At 46.6% G+C, this 21,162-nt stretch carries 16 protein-coding genes and 11 tRNA genes; all 27 read right to left on the minus strand.

The window, feature by feature from the left end:
* Positions 1-51: 51 nt before the first annotated feature.
* Entirely contained in the window at positions 52-570 is a 519-nt protein-coding gene (locus AC3WTJ_RS35325) for a TetR/AcrR family transcriptional regulator (protein ID WP_407869815.1), read from the minus strand.
* Between the two features lie 109 nt (positions 571-679).
* Positions 680-1,420 carry an SDR family oxidoreductase gene (locus AC3WTJ_RS35330; RefSeq protein ID WP_407869816.1) on the minus strand — a complete coding sequence of 247 codons (741 nt, stop codon included), beginning with the start codon at positions 1,418-1,420 and terminating at the stop codon, positions 680-682.
* A 182-nt stretch (positions 1,421-1,602) separates the two neighbouring features.
* Positions 1,603-2,190 carry a TetR/AcrR family transcriptional regulator gene (locus AC3WTJ_RS35335; protein ID WP_492526255.1) on the minus strand — a complete coding sequence of 196 codons (588 nt, stop codon included), beginning with the start codon at positions 2,188-2,190 and terminating at the stop codon, positions 1,603-1,605.
* Positions 2,191-2,289: 99 nt separating this feature from the next.
* The gene (locus tag AC3WTJ_RS35340) at positions 2,290-2,862 is read right to left on the minus strand and encodes a TetR/AcrR family transcriptional regulator (protein WP_492526257.1); all 573 of its coding nucleotides are present in this window, start codon (positions 2,860-2,862) and stop codon (positions 2,290-2,292) included.
* Between the two features lie 52 nt (positions 2,863-2,914).
* Positions 2,915-4,018 (minus strand): NADH:flavin oxidoreductase, encoded by a 1,104-nt coding sequence (locus AC3WTJ_RS35345; protein WP_492526259.1) that lies wholly within the window; start codon positions 4,016-4,018, stop codon positions 2,915-2,917.
* Between the two features lie 73 nt (positions 4,019-4,091).
* Positions 4,092-5,360: an MFS transporter gene (locus AC3WTJ_RS35350; protein WP_492526261.1), complete on the minus strand. Its 1,269-nt coding sequence runs from the start codon at positions 5,358-5,360 to the stop codon at positions 4,092-4,094.
* Positions 5,361-5,492: 132 nt separating this feature from the next.
* The gene (locus tag AC3WTJ_RS35355) at positions 5,493-6,020 is read right to left on the minus strand and encodes a CBO0543 family protein (RefSeq protein WP_492526263.1); all 528 of its coding nucleotides are present in this window, start codon (positions 6,018-6,020) and stop codon (positions 5,493-5,495) included.
* A gap of 98 nt (positions 6,021-6,118) precedes the next feature.
* Entirely contained in the window at positions 6,119-7,291 is a 1,173-nt protein-coding gene (locus AC3WTJ_RS35360) for an MFS transporter (protein WP_492526265.1), read from the minus strand.
* A 268-nt stretch (positions 7,292-7,559) separates the two neighbouring features.
* Positions 7,560-9,059, minus strand: a complete 1,500-nt coding sequence (locus AC3WTJ_RS35365; RefSeq protein ID WP_492526267.1) for an MDR family MFS transporter — start codon at positions 9,057-9,059, stop codon at positions 7,560-7,562.
* 213 nt (positions 9,060-9,272) lie between these two features.
* Positions 9,273-11,102: a glutamine--fructose-6-phosphate transaminase (isomerizing) gene (gene glmS / locus AC3WTJ_RS35370; protein WP_492526269.1), complete on the minus strand. Its 1,830-nt coding sequence runs from the start codon at positions 11,100-11,102 to the stop codon at positions 9,273-9,275.
* 459 nt (positions 11,103-11,561) lie between these two features.
* Positions 11,562-12,902: a phosphoglucosamine mutase gene (gene glmM / locus AC3WTJ_RS35375; RefSeq protein ID WP_492526271.1), complete on the minus strand. Its 1,341-nt coding sequence runs from the start codon at positions 12,900-12,902 to the stop codon at positions 11,562-11,564.
* Positions 12,903-12,929: 27 nt separating this feature from the next.
* Positions 12,930-14,225, minus strand: a complete 1,296-nt coding sequence (locus AC3WTJ_RS35380; protein ID WP_127456696.1) for a CdaR family protein — start codon at positions 14,223-14,225, stop codon at positions 12,930-12,932.
* Positions 14,218-15,033: a diadenylate cyclase CdaA gene (gene cdaA, locus AC3WTJ_RS35385; protein ID WP_492526273.1), complete on the minus strand. Its 816-nt coding sequence runs from the start codon at positions 15,031-15,033 to the stop codon at positions 14,218-14,220. Before cdaA ends, AC3WTJ_RS35380 begins: the two co-directional genes overlap by 8 nt.
* Positions 15,034-15,211: 178 nt before the next feature.
* A complete protein-coding gene (locus AC3WTJ_RS35390; protein ID WP_492526275.1) occupies positions 15,212-15,817 on the minus strand; it encodes a zf-HC2 domain-containing protein in 606 nt (201 codons plus the stop codon).
* 69 nt (positions 15,818-15,886) lie between these two features.
* Positions 15,887-16,483, minus strand: a complete 597-nt coding sequence (sigW, locus tag AC3WTJ_RS35395) for an RNA polymerase sigma factor SigW (protein WP_407869827.1) — start codon at positions 16,481-16,483, stop codon at positions 15,887-15,889.
* Between the two features lie 317 nt (positions 16,484-16,800).
* Complete coding sequence (ppc, locus tag AC3WTJ_RS35400) at positions 16,801-19,587, minus strand: phosphoenolpyruvate carboxylase (RefSeq protein ID WP_492526277.1); 2,787 nt, start codon at positions 19,585-19,587, stop codon at positions 16,801-16,803.
* A gap of 521 nt (positions 19,588-20,108) precedes the next feature.
* A tRNA-Gly gene (locus AC3WTJ_RS35405) sits at positions 20,109-20,179 on the minus strand.
* Between the two features lie 7 nt (positions 20,180-20,186).
* Positions 20,187-20,260, minus strand: a tRNA-Pro gene (locus AC3WTJ_RS35410).
* 21 nt (positions 20,261-20,281) lie between these two features.
* Positions 20,282-20,358 (minus strand) — tRNA-Arg (locus AC3WTJ_RS35415).
* An 8-nt stretch (positions 20,359-20,366) separates the two neighbouring features.
* Positions 20,367-20,441, minus strand: a tRNA-Gly gene (locus AC3WTJ_RS35420).
* A gap of 38 nt (positions 20,442-20,479) precedes the next feature.
* A tRNA-Leu gene (locus tag AC3WTJ_RS35425) sits at positions 20,480-20,559 on the minus strand.
* A gap of 18 nt (positions 20,560-20,577) precedes the next feature.
* Positions 20,578-20,653, minus strand: a tRNA-Lys gene (locus tag AC3WTJ_RS35430).
* Positions 20,654-20,663: 10 nt separating this feature from the next.
* Positions 20,664-20,735, minus strand: a tRNA-Gln gene (locus AC3WTJ_RS35435).
* A 9-nt stretch (positions 20,736-20,744) separates the two neighbouring features.
* Positions 20,745-20,817: transfer RNA gene (locus AC3WTJ_RS35440), tRNA-Thr, on the minus strand.
* 12 nt (positions 20,818-20,829) lie between these two features.
* Positions 20,830-20,905: transfer RNA gene (locus tag AC3WTJ_RS35445), tRNA-Val, on the minus strand.
* Positions 20,906-20,920: 15 nt separating this feature from the next.
* Positions 20,921-20,995: transfer RNA gene (locus AC3WTJ_RS35450), tRNA-Glu, on the minus strand.
* A gap of 14 nt (positions 20,996-21,009) precedes the next feature.
* A tRNA-Thr gene (locus tag AC3WTJ_RS35455) sits at positions 21,010-21,085 on the minus strand.
* Positions 21,086-21,162: the final 77 nt, after the last annotated feature.

Raw genomic sequence — 21,162 nt, forward strand, 5'->3', positions numbered from 1 at the left:
CCCTCTTGCGTTATGATTGTTTAATCAATTAATAGTGTTGAAAAAATCTTATTATTTTTTTATCATCAAATCGGGCATATCCAGTGCCAAGGAAACGTTGCACAGCATCCCCCGTGCCAAAAAGTTCGTCGTCCGCTCTTCAGCCTCTTGGAGTCCTGCCTCCTCAAAAGCCTGCATCACGAACTGCTTCACCTCATTCATCCCCCGCTTCATGACAGCTCGGATGGGTGCTTCCTGGATCGTCTGCGCTTGCATCTGCAGCAAAATCTCATTTCTGTGCGATTCCGTAATCTCTTCGTAAGCGCGGATGAAGCCAAGTTCCAGCAGCTCTGGCGATGTCGTTTCCTTCACGCGCTGGAAAGCTTGAAGGATACGTTGCCATGAGAGTTCCAGTGCAGCTTCCAGGAGCGACTCCTTGGTGAAGAATCGATACACATAAGGCTGTGAAATGGAAGCGCGTTCTGCCACTTGCGCAGTTGTCGCACGATAATAACCGAATTCGGCAAATACTTCGACAGCGGAATGAATAATATCATTGCGTCGATCGGTAGACGTGACACCCTTCACCATTTGCCGCGACCTCCTCATCTGTTAAAAAGTCCGATTAGTGATTGGTCAATCACTAATCGGACCTAGTATATCCCACATCGTTGGAGATTGCAACTCTAACTTGCCGCTTTTACACCATGCCTCCGTTAATCCGGATGGTTTGGCCTGTGATCCAACGCGACTCTTCGCTGGCCAAGAAAAGCACGGCGCCTGCGATATCTTCCGGTTCTCCCAAACGGCCAAAGGCATTTAAATTCGCGATCCCTTGAATCTGCTCCTCTGACTTACCGACGGTGAACAGTTCGGTATTTACGGGTCCTGGTGCTACCGCGTTAATCGTGATGCCCGCCGGTCCCAATTCTTTGGTGAGCTGGCGTGTAATCTGCTCAACGGCCCCCTTTGTGCCTGCATAGGCACTATAGGTAGGAAACATCATCCCGGCAACGGATGTTGAGAAATTAATAATGCGGCCGCCTTTATTCATATGCTTAAGCGCCTGCTGGATCGCAAAATAAGTGCCTTTTACATTGATGGCATACTGCTTGTCGAAGTCTTCTTCCGTCATAACAGCCAGCGGTTTTGTGATCATAATGCCTGCATTATTGACGAGAATATCGATTTGTCCGTACGCGGCTAATGTTGTCTGAAAAAGCTGCTCAATATCGGATACGCGGCTAATATCCGCCTGGACAGGCAAAGCTTCTCCGCCGTTTTGCTTAATGCTCGCCACCACTTCTTCTGCCTTAGCAGGATTGCTGGCGAAATTAATGACCACCTTCGCGCCATGCTTGGCGAGAAGCTCAGCTATTTCTCTTCCGATCCCTCTGGATGCTCCTGTTACGATGGCTACTTTCCCGGATAAGTTAGACATGCGATGATTCCTCCTCGTTACCTTCATTGTTTGGCTTATGAGTCTATTATATGCCCGCAGATAACAAATTACAACTGACAAAATTATATATTTGTCATTATGTACTCACATCGGTTCGCCCTCGCCCCTTTATGCAAAAAAAAGACCCAGCGGAAAATCGAAATCACCGCCAGGCCTTTCTATCAGTTGCGAATCCCCGAAAGGATTAATTCCCACACCAAATCAAACTCTTGCTCAATCGTTGAAGTGGACCACTCATAGGCATGAGCGGGATGATGGAATCTCGTTGTCGCGAAAAAAATCGCCCTTGCCATAGCCTCAGGTTCGCCAGAACGAAACTCCTTCGCGTTCACACCATCTGCGATGATACCCGTCATCTGACCGATTAGGTGTTGGACATGCTCCGCAATCATTTCAACGGCATCCAAAGTCACCGCCGAGTACATGCCGAACATTTCCGGATCCTCGATCACATGCTTCCGTTTACTCTGGATCAGCGCCTGAAGCCATGTCCGCAACCGCTCTGCCGCACTGCCATCCAATTGATTCACAAGCTCCTGCAGAGGCTCCGCAATCCTGTGCAGCCAACGTTCAGTCACGGCTCCGCGCAAAGCAGCTTTGCTCGGGAAGTGTCGATACAAGGTCCCGTGACTGACTTGCAGTGCTTTCGCAACATCGACGACAGATGTTTTCTCTGGGCCATAGCGTCGCAGAACTTGCTCCGCGGCTTCCAGAATTGCTTCCTTTGTTAAAGGTTGATCATTCGCCATATCGGTCTTCTCCCTAAGTATGATTCTCATCATAGCACAAGGAATAAACAAACTTAAAGTATCAACTATGGTTTTCTGTCATTTGTTCTATTGAATCCCTCAATCGAGCATGGATAACGTTGTATCTACGATGCCCTGCAGTTTCTCTGCATCTTCCGTCGTTTTCACCAGAACCCGCAATCCAAGCAATGTATTATTTAAAAACTGCGCAAGCTTTCGAGCATCCTGCCTAGCGTCTATTTCTCCCGATTTGATGCCGAGTTCAACAAGCTCTTGCAAGCGTGCCTCCGTCTTGGTAAAGCTCTCATTGACCTTAGCCGCGGCTTCCTCATCATGGATGGCGAGCTCCACAGCAGTGTTGACCATTAAACATCCTCGGGGTTTATCTTCCTTTTTACCAATCACTCGTTCAAAAATTTCTCTGATCGCCTTTTTCGGTGATAAATGCCCATCAGCATGGTAGATTCGTGTACCTACCACTTCTTCGTAACGGTCAATCACTTTCATAAAGAGATCATGCTTGTCTCCGAATGTATCATAGATGCTTCTTCGATGGACGCCCATTTCCGTAACCAGGTCCTGCATAGATGTTTTTTCATAACCTTTTTCCCAGAAAACGCCCATCGCTTTGCCCAGTACGGTATTCACTTCAAACTCTCTGTTCCTAGCCATACGCTCCCCCCTTCATACAGAGATTAGTATAGCATTTAGGTCCGTTTGACACCTACATCAGGTCTTTCAGACGATCCGCTGTGTACGGAATAAGCTCGTTGTCGCGACCTTCGCGAATCTTTGCCGCCCAGGCCGGATCTGCCAACATGGCGCGGCCAATGGCAGCCAGATCAAATTCCTTACGGTCAAGCCGCTCCACCAACTCGTCGATCATTTCGTGCTCATCCTTCTGATCAAACGGCTCGGATTCAAGCCCCACCGATCCGACGGTGATGGTCGGCTTGCCGGTCAGCTTCTTGGTCCAGCCTGCAAGGTTCAGCTCTGAACCAGGGAACTCCGGCTCCCAGAAATGCCGGCTCGAGCAGTCGAATACATCCACACCCGCTTCCACGAGCGGTGCCAGAAACTGCGCCAACTCCTCCGGAGATTTTGCCAATTTGGCGCCGTAGGAACCTATTTTCCACTGCGAGATGCGCAAAATGATGGGAAAGTCAGGTCCGACCGCCTGCCGGCAGGCTTCGATAATCTCAACTGCAAAACGCGTCCGCGCCAAGAGGCTGCCGCCATAACGATCCGTTCGTTGATTCGTTTTTTCCCAGAAAAACTGGTCAATTAAATAACCATGACCACCGTGCAGCTCAATGCCATCAAAGCCAATCCGCATGGCATTCGCGGCGCCATCCGCATGAGCCTTAATGACGTCGGCAATCTCTGATTCCGTCATCGGCTCGCCTGCTTTTTCCCCCATCAAATCAATGCCTGAGGGGGAGATGGAAGCGGCCTCCAGATTCGGCTCTGAGCGAGTCCTCCTGGTAATCCCCACATGCCAAAGCTGGGAAATAATTTTCCCGCCTGCCGCATGCACTTCCTTCACAACATGAGCCCAGCCGTTTAGCGCATCTTCCCCATGCATGTGCGGGATGTTCGGGTCGCCTGTCGCAGCAGGATGGTCGATGACCGCTCCCTCCGTCACGATTAAGCCCACTCCGTTCTCTGCGCGTCTACGGTAATAAGCAGCCACATCAATCCCCGGTACGCCATTCGGAGAAAAGCTTCTTGTCATAGGAGCCATAACAATACGATTAGCTAAGGTAAGTTGGTTAAGTGTGAAAGGTTGAAATAACGGTTGAATGGATTGCTTTTGTCCAATACTCATGGGATCCCTCCATCTGTCGTGTTTCATCACGATCGTCACTGTTACCTTTTCCTTCGTTTGTCTTAATTATTTGTTAAGCTGCTGCTACAGCAGCCGCTTTTCTGCTGCGAATTCTTAGCGCTACAATCGCTGCAAGCAGACAGACGAAACCAGCGGTAACAAACGGCACCGTGTAGCTGCCAAGAAGTTCACGCAGGAAACCTGCGCCATAAGCTGCTGTAGAAGCGCCCGCTTGGTGAGCAACCAATATCCAACCAAACACCATACCTGCTTTCTCTTTGCCAAAGGCATCAGAGGTCAATTTCACTGTCGGTGGAACCGTTGCGATCCAGTCCAGCCCATAAAATACCGCGAATACCGTAAGCTGCGTATAACCAGTACCAAGTGCATAGGGCAGGAAGATTAGGGATAAGCCGCGCAAGCCATAATACCAGAACAGCAGCCATCTGCTATCGAAACGGTCAGATAACCAACCCGAAAACGTAGTACCGACAAGATCAAAGATTCCCATCAATGCGAGTAGGCTTGCAGCGGTAACAATCGGAATATTGCTGTCTCCGCAGGCTGCGATTAAATGTGTACCAATCAGTCCATTGGTTGAGAATCCGCAAAAGAAGAAAGTCCCAGCCAGCATCCAAAAGGTCAGATTCTTTGTCACGGAGAAAAGCGTACGGATCGGGGTAAGCAGCAAGTTCCCTTGGAATGGCGTTGGCTTCACAATTTCCGTAGTACCAAGCGGAGCTAAACCTTTATCATAGGGATGATTTCTCATCCAGATCCCAACGATTGGCAGCAGGATAAGAAGTGCCGCCATAATGACATAAACGGCATTGCGCCAACCGCTGTCACTCGTAATCTTGGCTAGCAAAGGTAGGAAAAGCAATTGACCAGTTGCGGCGCTCGCTGTAAGCATGCCGATTACCAACCCTTTGTGCTTCACAAACCAGCGATTTGCAACTGTGATTCCCAAGACATTGGCCAAAGCACCCGTACTAATACCGCCGAGTACCCCCCACAGCAAAATGAGCTGCCATACTGCAGTAATGAATGGTGTGAGTCCTAATGAAATAAGCATTAGAATAATGGCGAAGACCATGGTTCGGCGAACTCCGAATTTAGCAAGCATCGCGGCTGAGAACGGACCAATTAGCCCATATAATAAAATACGAATGGAGATAACTCCTGATATTGATGCTCGTGTCCAACCAAATTCTGTCTCGAGTGACTGTATTAATACACTCGGAAAGGAACTGATGCCTGCCGAGACGAGCAACGATAGAAACACAATACCTATAACAACCCAGCCATAATAAAACTTGGAGAGTCTATTTTCCTTCAACATCTCACTCACCCCTTCTGCTTTTTGAGAATGTTCATTCTCAAAAATATAATCTGTATGTTACACTACAGGTTTCCATGTTGTCAATGAAAAAAACATCCTGACGAATGGCTGCTTCATCAGGATGTTTTATGGTCAACCAGCAGCCTTAGCGGTTAGTTCCGCACTGTCATACTTAGCTTCGTCCATTTGTAATAATCCGTCTTTCGGCAGTAATCTTCTAACTAGACCTACAAATCCTCGTATGGTGAATAGCGTAAAGTTGAGGGATGCAAAAGTATGCAAAACTGACCAGGAATTCCACTTGAATAATTTGGTTTTCTTTTCTAAAGCCCACTGCAACAAGGACATAGGGACACTAAAGAACAGGCTTCTGAGCATTAGCTCCGCCGGTTTACTATTATAAGTCGCTCTTACCCAAATTACGCTTAATAGCGGGTAGAATAAAAAGTCGTACAGAATATTGGTTTCAAAAATTTTGGGGAACGGACGTGCCGGGTAGGAAATAATCTTCTTTTTGATGCAGTAGGAATCCAACGTAACCGCAAGCACACATTTTGCAAAAAACACGATTAAGAGCATAAGCAAGTTTTTACGTCTCAAAACAAAGGGCACAGCTGCCACACAAGACAGAAACAGCATCCTTAATAATAATTTCTCCAACGCGATAACCTCCTAATAGAATAAATCTCTTAACCGTAGTGTGCTATCAAATGCGTACAAATATGAGTTGAGACAGAAATAGTTTTCACCATTAATGTTTAATGGGATGTAATTGTTGAATAATACCTTTTAAATTTGACGGAGTAAACCAGTACATAAATAACGAGTAAAGCGGCAAGCGAATTTAGAATAACCAATGAAAAATTTAAGCTAAAAAATTGAGTCAACACTCCGACGCCAATTGGAGGAATGATGAATCCCGCATAGGCGCACAAATAAAAGGCCGAAATGACGCGTGGGCGTTCTTCAGGCTTCGGCAGTTGGCCGGCAAACCTCAGCGCAGCTTGAAACGACCATCCAGCGCCAATTCCTTGAATGAGCATACCAATCCCAAGTAACAATAAGTTTTCTTTCTGACCGGAAAAAACAGTAATCCAGGGTCCGACGGCAAGGAACACGATACCAATACGCATCCGCGTAACCGGATTTTGCAACCATGGGAAGAATTGCATCAAGCCGCCTACCCCAAGAAGCATAAGCATTAATAATCCCGCTATAGAGAGATTAGACGTGTGAATAACGCTTTTGACGAAAGAGGGAATAAGAGAAAGTACAATCCCACCTAACATGAAAAAAATAAATGCAGGAAGGCCGATGATTGAAAAAAAGTGCGTACGAATATTGTTGGGAATACCCAATGAAATCTTCGCTTTTGCCGGCTTTTGGGAATCTTCAGCCTTCGGCAACAGTTCCAGGAGCACCAAAGAAATCACCAATAGGACGAGCAAAAACCAAAATGGCATCCGCAGCGGCTGAATGTGTATATATTGGACGACCAAACCTGAAATAGCTGGACCCAGGCCAAAGCCAAGATTAACAATTACCCCAGAGAATTTGATTGCCTTACTAATTTTATTGGAAGAGGTTTGTTTTAATAGAAAAGCAGTAGCTGTACCTGTAAATGCCCCATATGCGATACCTTCCAGAATCCTTGCCGCGTAAAGCATCCACACATTCTGGCTTACTATAAAGAGCAGCGTTGCTACAATGGATATCCATATACTAATGCGAAGTACTCTTTTCAATCCCCACGAGTTCGCTTTGGCTCCCACAATAAGTAAAGTAGGCAGCAAAATAATGGCATATACAGCAAATAAAAGGGTAATCTCCAGACTGCTCAAATGATAATACTTCCCGTATACAGGAAACAAGGATGATATAAAGGTAGCTCCGCACGACATCATAAGAATAATCCAGAGCATTTTTTTCATAAAATAGTCCCTCTCCTCTCATAATTTTTACTAGTTATAAAATCATTTATAAAATCCAAGTCATACCTTCCTTATCCATCACAGTTTCAGAGCCTTCATCGTATGATAGAGACAGGTCTGTATCATATTCAATTACAAATAATACAGACAGATCTGTACCATGTCAATGGGTATTATGTACAGTCGTCTGACGTTCTTTAAAAAAGCCTTAGCCTACTAACGGCCAAGGCTATTTCCATGCTGGTGAATCGAAATAGTTGATTCACGGTTAGTGTCCCATCATCATCGCCGGGTCGGGATTTTCTCCGCCAGCGGTTCCTTCTTCTTTGAGCTTTTTCGGTTTTCGTAAAATAAGCGTTAGTAGCACACCCGCGGTCGCAATGCACGCAGACAAGAAGAACGTGTCCCCGTAACCCTGCACCACCGCATTCAACGGATTCGCTCCCGCTCCTGCACTTGCCGCGTACGATGTGATCTGCGACGTCAGGTAACCCGTCAAGCCGGCTACCGCGAACGAGACCACGACCTGCTGAGCGGCAGTTGTCAGCGGTGTAACACGGCTTACTAGGCTTCGAGGCGCAGAGTTCAGGACATGGGTATTCAGAGGCATCATGGAGAAGCCCATGCCCAGACCCATGATACAGATGCACAGGATGATAACCCACAGCGAGGTATTCACTGAGATTCCTGACAAAATGAACAGAGCAACAGATACGGCGGCAAGACCGCCGAAGGCCAGGGGACGCGCACCGATTTTATCGAACAACCGGCCGCTGATCGGCATTCCAATTCCTGCGAATATGGCCTGAGGCATCAAAATCCAACCCGTCTCGAGAGCCGTGTAGCGCATGACGCCTTGCAAATACAGGGGCACAATCAACATTGCGCCGAACAACGCGAGCTGTACGATCCATGTCAAAATGATACTCCGTGTAAAGTCCGACGACCTGAATACTTTCAACTCCAACAGCGGCTCCTTCTGTGACAGTTCCACGAAGATAAAGATAATGAGCGCTATACCTCCTACCGCCAAGCCCGTAATCGTAGAAGCGGAGGTCCAGCTAGTGCCTCCTTCGCTTACGCCGTATGCTAACATGGAGAAGGCAATCGGAGCGAGGCACATGCCAAAGACATCCAGATGTGGCGCCGAATGCCGGACGGATTTCGGCAAATATTTATAGCCGAGAATAAAAGCGATAATGCCGATTGGCAGATTGATGATAAATATCCAATGCCAACTGACCGAATCAACCAACCAGCCGGATAATACCGGACCGAAAGCCGGCGCCATCAGCATGGGAATGCCAAGTACACCCATGATGGATCCGCGGCGCTCTGGAGGCGCCAGCTTGAAGACCATGGCCATCCCGATAGGGGAAACCATGCCGCCCCCCAAACCTTGAATAACACGGTATATGATCAGTTGTTCCGGCGTTTGCGCGATGCCGCACAGCACAGATCCGATCGTGAACAAGGCAATAGTAACCATAAAAATTTGCTTGGAGCCGAATTTATCGGTCATCCAGCCTGCAAGAGGGATAACGGCGGATAAGGCCAGCGTATAGCCGGTGACGGTCCATTGGATCGTCTTCAGATCGGTGTTAAAGTATTCAACGAGTTTTGGAATCGCATTATTGACCACTGTGCTGTCTAGAATAACCATGATCATACCGACAATAATCGCCATGAGCGGCGGCAGAATGGCTTTCAGCGAGAAGTCGTCGTTCCCTCCGGCCGATGTTGGTTTTGCTTGCGTAGGAGCTGACATAGGTCCCTGCTTTCTGCTCATCGAGCTCTAGATGATGGATAATAATGTCTGAGTAACTATTCCTTCTGTATTGTTCGATAGACTCGGAGAAAGGGGCGTTTTTGGACTCTATTTTAATTTGTCAATTAAGCTATCGATTATACCTGAAAACAAAAAGAAACCATCACCTTTTGATAGGTAATGGTTTCTTTTTGATATAAACGTAGAAGGTATTTACTCCACTGTCACACTCTTCGCCAAATTCCGCGGTTTATCAACATCATTCCCACGCGCCAAGGACGCATAGTACGAAAGCAATTGCAAAGGAATAACCGACAATGCCGGAGAAAGAACATCCAGCGTTTTCGGAATCACAAACGTGCTGTCTACTGACTTCAGCAGCTCATGCTCGCCTTCAACTGCGATCCCTAGCACATTCGCGCCGCGCGCTTTTACTTCCTTAATGTTGCTAACTGTTTTCTCCAACAGTTCTAGCTGAGTCCCCAGCGCAATGACAGGAACGCCATCCTCGATCAGCGCTAACGTACCGTGTTTCAATTCACCCGCCGCATAAGCTTCAGAGTGAATGTAAGAGATTTCTTTCAGCTTCAAAGAGCCTTCTAACGCTACCGCATAATCCAAACCTCTACCGATGAAGAAGAGGTTATCATGTTTAGCCATCTCTTCTGCTACTGCTTTCAGATCTTCCGCTTGTGCAAGAATTTCTTCAACTTGTTCCGGCAGCTGTTTCAAAGCTGTAATCATCTCAACAATTTCCGACTCCGTTTGTGTACCAATGGTTTGTGCCAAATGGATTCCAAGCAGATAGAAAGCAATCAACTGGGATGTGTAAGCTTTTGTCGATGCTACAGCAATCTCTGGTCCCGCCCAAGTTGTGATAATATCATCCGCTTCACGCGCAACCGAACTGCCGACTACGTTGGTAATCGCCATTACGTGCGCACCACAACGTTTCGCTTCACGAAGTGCGGCAAGCGTATCCGCTGTTTCACCGGATTGGCTAACAACAATCACAAGCGTATCCTTTGTGATAATTGGGGAACGATAACGGTACTCAGACGCAACATCCGTTTCAACCGGAATTCGCGCCATTTTCTCAATCACATATTTCCCAACCATACCTGCATGATACGCAGTTCCGCAGGCCACAATATGAACTCTGCTGATGTTGCGGATTGCCTCCGCTGTGATGGACAGCTCATTTAACGTTACTGTACGGCCATCCGTTGCAATACGGCTTCCCATTGTGTCGCGATATGCTTTAGGCTGATCGTAGATTTCTTTCAACATAAAGTGATCGAATCCGGCTTTTTCCGCCGTAACAATATCCCAATCGACATGGAACATTTCCCTGGAAATAAAATTCCCTTCCAAAGTCATTAATTCGACACCATCCCGCGTCAACAGCGCCATTTCGCCATCATTTAGAATAAACACATTACGCGTATATTCAAGGATAGCCGGGATATCGGAGCCAATGAAGTTCTCGCCTTCCCCGATACCGATAATCAAAGGACTTGCTTGACGTACGGCAACTAGACGATCCGGTTCATACTCTGTTAAGACGCCCAATGCAAATGCGCCTGTCATTTGTTTTACGGCTTTTTGAACAGCTTTAAGGATATCTCCTTCGTATAGATCAGCAATGAGGTGTGAGATCACTTCTGTGTCTGTTTCGGAGACGAACTGGTGGCCTTTCGCGGTTAGCTCTTCTTTCAGAGCAATATAATTTTCGATGATCCCGTTATGCACGACGGAGAACTTCAACGAATTATCCGTATGAGGATGCGAATTCACATCTGACGGCTTACCGTGCGTCGCCCAACGCGTATGTCCGATCCCAACGCTTCCGTTCAGAGGGGTTTCCTCAAGCTTGGATTCAAGATTCGCAATGCGGCCTTTGGCCTTCTTAATTTCCAGACCATTTGCTGTATACACGGCTACACCTGCAGAGTCATAGCCCCGATATTCAAGCTTTTTCAGCCCTTCCAGCAAAATTTCCTGAGAATTACGCTTTCCAATATAACCAACGATTCCGCACATAGTATAGTACCTCCATAGTTTTATGAGCCTATTCAACAAGGCTATTTTTCAAAGATCCAAATCCATATATTTAACGATTACCGATAAGTTCGCATGAAAAAGAAACGGACGTTGGATACTTGTCAGCCCGGTCGCCCAAGCGTTTTTGCTCTCCAACTTAACGGCATTCCTAATGCCGGAAGGTCCCCGCCGAATGTTTCGAACACCTTCACCTCGTCAACTCACCTGCGTAGTAGTAGCTTATACTACATTCCCGTTCCGCCTGCGAGTTCTGGCGCTATTTGTAAATGATTAACCCCTACCCTGCCTTTCCTTCTTGAGTAAATACATCATATTCATTTTTCAGTCATCGTGCAACTTATTTTTTCTATCAAAATCCCCCTATTCGCCCAGAAAAGCACACATTAATGCTAAAAAGCGCGAAAGGGGAACTTCAATAAACGTCAACTCAGCAAATCGTTACACCAATTGCTCTTGGATAACCTTCGCAATATCATGCACATAAGCCTCAACTTGCTCTTTATCCGGTCCTTCCGCCATAACGCGGATTAAAGACTCCGTTCCCGAAGGACGTACGAGAACCCGTCCGTTATCGCCAAGCTCAGCTTCCACCTTGCGAATAGCTTCTTCAACGACCGTATTATTCTTCAGCTTGCTCTTGTCAGCTACACGAACATTAACGAGCAGCTGCGGGAATTTACGCATAATTCCTTTTAGCTCACTCAATTTATGCCCAGAAGCAACGATCGTGTTCACCAACTGTAAGGCAGTTAAAATGCCATCTCCCGTCGGGATGTAATCAAGGAAAATAACATGCCCCGATTGCTCTCCGCCTAGGTTATAGCCGCCTTTACGCATCTCTTCCATCACGTAGCGGTCGCCTACGGCTGTTTGCAGGGCTTTAAGACCCGCTTTTTCAATCCCTTTGAAAAAGCCGATATTCGCCATCACCGTCGTTACAATCGTGCCGTGGTTGAGTTTGCCTGCGCGGTTCAACGCATCTCCCAAAATGCTTAAGATGAAGTCGCCGTCCACTTCCTCGCCCTTCTCATCAATCGCGATCAAGCGATCCGCGTCCCCGTCAAAGGCAAGACCAATGGCTGCGCCATGTTTCACCACTTCTTCGCGAAGCTTCTCAGGATGCGTGGAGCCGCAATGTTCGTTAATATTGCGTCCGTTCGGCTCAGCGCCGATGGTGATAACTTCCGCTCCCAGCTCGCGGAAGATCGCAGGAGCCAGCTCGAAGGCTGAGCCGTTCGCGCAGTCAAGAACAACCTTGTATCCGGTGAAAGACTCGGATACCGTCTCTTTCAAGAACGCCAGGTAGGCTAGCTTCGCATCCGGGTCGTCTGAAACCGTACCGATCTCGCCGCCAACCGGGCGAGGCAACTCGTCTACAGTTGCGTCAAGCAGTTGTTCAATCTCAAGCTCTGTCTCGTCCAGAAGTTTGAAGCCGTCGCCCCCAAAAAACTTAATCCCATTATCCTCAACCGGATTATGGGAAGCGGAGATCATAACGCCTGCATCCGCTCCAAGCTTTTTCGTTAAATACGCCACCGCTGGTGTGCTTACAACACCAATACGAATAACCTCAACACCAATAGATAACAACCCTGCTACGAGGGATGCCTCCAACATCGGACCCGAAATGCGTGTATCTCTCCCGATCACGACTTTCGGATGCTTAGCCTGTCTTGTTAATACATATCCGCCGCAACGGCCAACCTTATACGCTAATTCTGGTGTCAACTCGCCATTGGCGACGCCGCGCACACCATCTGTACCAAAATATTTCCCCATGTCTCTATTCTCCTCTTGTTCATCCCATTATGGATTTGCTGCTTTTGGTGATGCACTTGGTGATGCACTAGGTGCTCCATTTGCTGTTGTATTTGCTGCTGCTTTCTCGCTGATTTCTACAGTTGCTTTCACATCTTGTGGTGATCCAAGCTTGACATACGTTGGAAGGTTCAGAGTAACCTTCAGTTCGTGCTTCCCTGGCGGTAAATTACTTACATCCAGAATAGCTTGAACGTCCTGCACCTTTAATTGATCGATGATGGTAGGAGCTCCTTCAACCGTTATGTTCAGCTGCGCCGATTCCGGCGTCGTCACCTTCGTTACATAGTTTTCATTTGCACCGATGATCGTAATCGGGACATTCTCCAAAGCTCTGGTAATAGAAGGAACAATCTCTACTTTCACAGTCACCTTGGCGGGATCCAGTTGTGTTACTTTATTCCTCAAAGGAATGTCCAGTGAATATTCTTTTGTTTCCTTCTGATCTTGAATATTCAGCTGCGGACCCTGATAAAATTCCATCCGATCCACAACATCCTGAGTGCCATAGACCGTAACTTTATCTGGACTTTGCGTCACCATCGAAATAGCAAATCCCTTCGGCGGCTCTCCGCTTATCTTCAATTGCAGAGGTATCGTCTGGAACGGACTTGTTATCGGCACCTCAACATCCACGACGGGCGGATTCATATTCACAGTGACTTCTTTGCCTTCCTTATCAAAAGCTTGCAGCTTCACTTGCTTTGTTACGGCAGACTGCGCCTTATCCACGGAAACCTCGCCGCGTACATTCTCGATCTGCTCAAGCTTGCTTGTTTGCGCAGTAATGTACACCTTGTTAGGTTTCACAATCGGTTGGCCGGCTTTCAGACCTGCTGATGGCGTGCCCTTAACGTTAATAACGACAGGCACTTCCTTCATTTGCAGCTCTTCAATGATCACGTGGACCGTTTTAGGAATGATTTGCACTTCAACATCGGTTGGAAACCCTACCGGCTTCAGCGCAAGCTGATGATCCCCTTTGCCTACCTGGGTTAAATCAAGTTCAATTTGATACGTATTGCTAGCTGTTACTTTCTTAACGGCAGACTCTTTGCCGCTCAGGATGATCTGCACATTCGCTGGCGACATCGACGAGATATGATAATGAGTTTCATCATATTTCGTTGTGATGGCTACATTATTAATCGTTTCATCCCGTTGCCTCAGAGGTGAACTTCCCGATATATTCGTCTCCTCCATATGCACGACAACCCATAGCAAAATACTAATTACAAGCGCAACGATGCGCACCACATTCGTATTACGCAACCATTTATCCATTCGAACGCCCCCTCCATTTCAAGAAAGGGTTCTTCTCATTTGTTTTTGCCTTCGGCTTAAGTTCTTCGAACAATTTCGCGATCAGGGATTCTTCTTTAATATCCCGCACAATGTGACCGTTCATCGTCAAAGAGGTCTGGCCGGTCTCCTCGGATACAATGATACACATCGCATCTGAGACCTCACTCATCCCAATAGCGGCTCGATGACGCGTGCCAAGCTCCTTGGAGATGAATGGATTTTCAGACAACGGCAAGTAACAGCCCGCGGCCATTAATTGCCCTTGACGAATAATAACCGCTCCATCATGCAACGGCGTATTCGGTATAAAAATATTGATCAACAGCTCAGCGCTGATTTTACTCTCTATGGCAATACCGGACTCCACGTAATCCGTCAAACCGGTTTCTTTCTCGAACACGATCAAGGCCCCTATCTTTCTTTTGGCCAAATAATTCGCAGCCCGTATGACTTCACTGATCCGTTTGTTTACGTCCTGATCCTCTTCGCTTGAGGAGCGGCTAAACAGCTTTCCGCGGCCTAATTGTTCCAAGGCTCGTCTAAGCTCGGGCTGAAAAATAATAATAACGCCCAATACCCCGAACGTAAAGGTTTGATTCATCATCCACTGGAGCGTACTGAGTTTAAACCAAATACTAAATACCCATGTAATGACGACAACAAGAATACCCTTCATGAGCTGAATGGCTCTTGTCCCACGAACTAACAGGATTAATTTATAAATCACATAGCTAACGATCAGAATATCAACGATATCCTTAGCCGAGATGCTCGTGAGTAAGTCCATTTATTATTCTCCCCCAGGCGACTGAACACAGTGATCTCTCTATACCTAGAATCATAACATAATCCTAAGTATACTTCTATTTTTCTCTCTTTATCTGAGTGTTTCCCAGTTGATTTGGTTCAATGTACCTAAAAAAAAACGCCCCCTTCGGCTCAAAGCCAACGGCAGACGTTTCAAGCTAATTCGAGAGCATCCCTACGAATTCGCCTAATTTATACCAAACCCAACCAATTGCTTCATTCACCTGTGTAACTTGACCCGAAATATGCGCGGTAGACGCCAAATTCAGTGTGCCATCGATAACAGTTAAGTTACCCGTTACATCGCCTTCCACTTTCAGCGTTCCCCGTTGTACAACGAGATCTCCTTGCACGGTATGACCCTGCGGTACAATGACGGTATCCCCTTGGATGACTACATCCTGCAGGTTGCTTCCTTTGACCATCAAGTTCGTATCGTCATTCCACATGGACATGAAGCTGCCGAACATGACAGCCCCGAAAACGACAGCCACCGAACCAGCAGGATGCCTGCGAATGAAGTCCATCCAGCCGCTTCTTTGCTTCATTGGAGGCAATCCGCTCATAATCTGATCTGTCAGCGTATCAGAAGCTCTTAGTGGTGGCAGCATTCTAACTAGCGCATCTGTTTTCTCTAATTGTTTGAATAACGCATGACAGGCCTGACAAGCAATCAGATGTTCTTTTAACAGCCGAGAATCCGATCCTTGCAAATCACCGTCTAGATATTCATGTATGAGCGGGAGGGCTTCTTTGCAGTTCACCGGGCAGCCACCCCTTTCTTAGACTTTTGCATGTTGTGATATACCATACGTTTCGAATTTAAATATGTTTCACCTTGGAACAGGATTTGTATTGGCATCTTGTTCCTCCTGTTCTAACCGTTTGCGCAAGTACTCTCGGCCCCGGTGTACTCGTGTTTTGATCGTCGTTACGGGCATATCAAGCACTTCAGAGATCTCCTGAAGGGACATATCCTGCAAATAGCGTAAAATGACGATTGATTTATATTTTTCCGGTAAGGTATCAATCGCTTTACGAATCTGTTCCTGCGTCTCGGACACGATGATTTGTTTCTCAGGCGTGTCTTCATGACTTGGCAGCATTGCATAATAGTCATTGCCTTCTCCGTCCGGCATTTCCGCGTCTAAGGAATACGTATTTTTTCTTCTACGCAATTTATCGATACACAGATTCGTTCCAATTCGAAAAATCCAAGTTGAAAACTTCTGATTCTCATCATATCGGTGCAAATTCGTATATACACGCAAGAACGTTTCCTGCACCGCATCCTCGGCCTCTTGTTTGTTATTCAGCATACGGTAAGCCAAGTGAAAGATCTTATCCTTATAGAGCTCTACAAGCTCCGCAAAAGCATTTCGATCCCCATTTCTGGCTAGTTTAGCCAGACGTGCTTCAACAAAATTCAATTCGTTTTCCTCCGGCTTCTTAGACAATTCGACTCTTTTCTAATACATACGCAAAAATAACGTTTTGTTTTCAGAAATTAAAATTCCAACCAAAATTAAACCCATCCCTATCCATTATAACCCATTTACCGGCTCCGCAATAATGGAAAACGTAGCGATAAACGCCAAAGGAAGCTCAACCGAACCTAACATCCCCACATGTGTGCTGCCGTTCGAGGAAAACAGATCTTGTATAGAACAAGAAAAGCCGAGCTGCACTCGATCTACGAGGCCCCCGACTTTATCATCCTGTCTATACGCTTATGCACTCTATAGTATCAGCCAGTGTTCCTCAGCCCAGCTGCAATGCCGTTAATTGTAAGCAGCACTTCACGCAGCAGAATTGCATCGTCTTCATTATTTTCACGCAGGGCACGAAGCTCTGTAAGCAGTTCAACCTGCATATAGCTCAGTGGATCAACGTAAGGGTTACGCAGGCGAATTGACTCTTGAATAACAGGAACATTATCCAAAATCTCTTGCTGCCCTGTAATTTGCAAAATGATCGAAGAAGTTAATTCATATTCTTCCCTAATGAGGTTGAAAATACGCTCTGCAATCGCCGATTCCTTCACTAAATTCCCGTATTCTTTCGCAATTTGCAGATCCGCTTTGGCAAGCGCCATTTGCAGATTATCAATCATAGTACGGAAGAATGACCAATCTTCATACATTACTTTTAAAGTCTCTAGATTCGCTGCATTTCCTTGATAAAAGCTTTGCAGACCTGTGCCTGCCGCATACCATGCAGGAAGCAAATAACGAGTTTGCGTCCAGGAGAATACCCACGGAATCGCACGCAAATCTTCGAATCTGTCGCTATTTTTACGCTTGGATGGACGTGAACCGATATTCAGCTCGCCAATCTCAGGCAGCGGTGTTGATTCTTTGAAGAACGTTAAGAAGTCTTCGTCCCGGAAAATGAGATCCTGATATTTCGTCTGTGCTTGCTCCGAAATACCTCGCATAATCGTCTCCCATTTGTCTTCTTGTGGAAGTCTTTGTGGGGAAAGCGATAGTTTGGACGCTGTAATTAATGCAAAAGTCGCCTGCTCTAAGCTGCGATAAGCAATCCCTTGCAAGGAATAACGAGAAGATAAAACTTCCCCTTGCTCTGTAATCTTGATGCCGCCGCCAAGCGTTTCTACCGGTTGTGCAAGGATACTGCGGTTAAGCGGCATTCCACCGCGCCCCAGCGCCCCGCCACGGCCATGGAAGAACTTCAGCTTCACGCCGAATTTTTTCGCAGCTTCCGTGATATCCTGAAGCGCCATACGAAGCTCCCAGTTTGCTGTGATTACTCCGCCGTCTTTATTGCTGTCCGAGTACCCGAGCATGATTTCGTGAAGTTGAGTTTCCGGATCAAGGCTGTCACGGTAAGCAGGAATTGCTAACAGTGTGCTCATAATACCTGGTGCCGCGTGCAAGTCATCAATCGTTTCAAATAAAGGCACAGACTGAAGCGTGCTTGTTACGCTGCCATCGTTCTCTTTGCGGTATAGCCCTGCTTCCTTCGCAAACACTACAACTTCCAGAAGATCGCTAGCACCTTGTGTCATACTAATTAGGTAGCTATTGATACAATTACGTCCAAACTCTTTCTGTGCTTCGCCAACCGTACGGTAAACGTCTAAACACTCCTTCGTACCTTCGGAGTAATCCAGGTAAGTTGAAGTGATTGGTCTCGGATCATTCAGAACATCTGTCAGAAGCGAGATTTTCTCTTTTTCAGAAAGCTTACTGTAGTCACTCGTAATACCCATTTTCGCTAAAATCTCTGTCATAGCTGATTCATGCTCTTTACTGTGCTGTCTGATATCAAGAGCAGCTAAGTGGAAGCCGAACAGTTCAACTTGACGGATCAACTTTTTAATATATTTGTCAGCAACGTAATCTGCATAATGTGATCTTAAGCTAGCATCAATAATTTGCAAATCACTAATAAATTCGTCGGGGCTGTTATATTTCTGGCTTGTTGGCACATTAGGATTACCTGTGTTATGCACCTTTTCGATCATATAGGTTGTTTTGATACGGTAAGGCTCTTTCTCATTGCGCCATACATCCTGCACATTGCCAAGAGCTACACGGTCGCATTTAATGGACTCCAGTAAGGCATCGCTAACTGTCACAATATTTTTGCTGAAGCTCATATGCTCTAGAGTTTCCTTAAGAACTTCTTCATACTTTTGCAAAGCCAGCTGACGGTGCAGTCCTAGCGTTTCCCATGTTACATTCGCTCTCACAGATGGATTGCCATCGCGGTCTCCACCAATCCATGAACCGAACTTCAAGAATGATGGCACGTGCCAAGTATCCTGCGGGTAATATTTATTTAAGCAGCGTTCAAGCTCATGATAAACCTCTGGCAGCACATCGAACAAAGTTTCGTCAAAATAGTACAACCCGTTACGAACCTCATCGATGACCGTCGGTTTGCGATCACGCAGCTCGTCCGTTTGCCATAGATTCAGAACTTCTCCAAGCAGTTTCTCACGCAGCTGTTCACGCTCACGTGAAGTTAACATCGGATTATCCAGCTTCATCATATCTTCCGAAATACGCAGATTAATATCAAGTACGGCTCTGCGCATTGCTTCCGTTGGATGAGCGGTCATTACAAGTTCTAAAGAGATAGATTTAAGAATTTCTTGTACTTCTTCAAAAGGGATATGATTGTTTCTTAGTTCCTGAACAATGCTCTCTATGGAACCAGGCTGCACGGTCTCACCGGAGGAACGCTCGTAGTCTCTTTTACGACGAATCCGATGATTCTGCTCAGCAATATTAACCAGCTGAAAGTAAATAGCAAATGCTCGGATCACTTGATGGCGAATTTCCGGGTCAAGCGAAGAAATCGTTTCTTTGAACTCATCATAGATTTCAATGACATAGTGTGCTCTTAAAGACTTACTCATCTCACGAATTTTCTCGACAACATCGAGGAGATCATTGCCGCCCTGATGTACCAGAACTTCACCTAGTATGTGCCCCAAGAAGCGTACGTCCCTGCGAAGCAGATTATTCGTTCCTTGCTTTTGTAGGCCGATTACATTCTCTAACATAACTCTCCACCTCATCTATTCACTATGTTGCATTAATGCTTCTCTCTATAAAAGCTTGACGTTACAAAAACTCATTTCAGAATATTTTACCACAATCCGCTCTTTGCACATAGTAGTAAAATAAAAAAAGCCCTAATTAGGCTGTGGTAATTATTGTATGTCACAGCAAGGCGATTTCTCCTCCCTTCTCATAAACAAAACAAAAGCCACTCGAAGGTGACTTTTTCTTACGCCTCTAGTTCTCTATAATCATGCTTATGAACCCAAGCTATGTATTGTGTTAGCAGCACTACTGGCCTCTATTTAGCTGGAAACTGTTGCATCCGTCCCTCGCAGGGAACTATGGTACGCTATTTTGCTGATTTTAGCTAATATACTTGCCTTCGAGGACAAATAAAGCCCTGTATTTCCCTCTAATGGGGAATTTGGCTGATTTGCTCGAAATAGCGGACAACAGTTCCCTTACTCTTTACCTGTACATAAAGAAAAAGCCACCCGAAGGTGGCTGTCTCTTGTTTTGAAGCGGGTGATGGGAATCGAACCCACGCTACCAGCTTGGAAGGCTGAAGTTCTACCATTGAACTACACCCGCGCGTATATCGGGATGACACGATTTGAACATGCGACCCCCTGCTCCCAAAGCAGGTGCTCTACCAAGCTGAGCTACATCCCGATACGGTATATCTAATAAAAATGGCGCGCCCTGAGAGATTCGAACTCCCGACCTTTTGATTCGTAGTCAAATACTCTATCCAGCTGAGCTAAGGGCGCTTAAAATATGGAGCGGAAGACGGGGATCGAACCCGCGACCCTCGCCTTGGCAAGGCGATGCTCTACCGCTGAGCCACTTCCGCAGGGTACCTCAAGAGTATAAATACTGCTGAGGATTTAATGCGCGTAGAGGGACTTGAACCCCCACGGTCGCCCGCTAGATCCTAAGTCTAGTGCGTCTGCCAATTCCGCCATACGCGCATCTGTATATAAGGCAAATGGTGAGTCATGTAGGATTCGAACCTACGACACCCTGATTAAAAGTCAGGTGCTCTACCAACTGAGCTAATGACTCATGAAAGAAACTGGGGATCAAGGATTTGAACCTTGGCATGACGGAGTCAAAGTCCGTTGCCTTACCGCTTGGCTAATCCCCAATAATAACATGCCGTCGAGAGGACTTGAACCCCCAACCTACTGATTACAAGTCAGTTGCTCTACCAGTTGAGCTACAACGGCACATACAGTTAATGGTGGAGGCTGACGGGATCGAACCGCCGACCCTCTGCTTGTAAGGCAGATGCTCTCCCAGCTGAGCTAAGCCTCCATGGGTAATACGTAATGGTGACCCGTAGGGGACTCGAACCCCTGTTACCTCCGTGAAAGGGAGGTGTCTTAACCACTTGACCAACGGGCCTTACAAAAAACTACTGGAGCTTCCAACCGGAATCGAACCGGTGACCTCATCCTTACCATGGATGCACTCTACCGACTGAGCTATGGAAGCAATGGCTCCCCGAACAGGACTCGAACCTGTGACAACTCGATTAACAGTCGAGTGCTCTACCAACTGAGCTATCAGGG

Source organism: Paenibacillus sp. FW101-FHT12H11, from assembly GCF_058790355.1.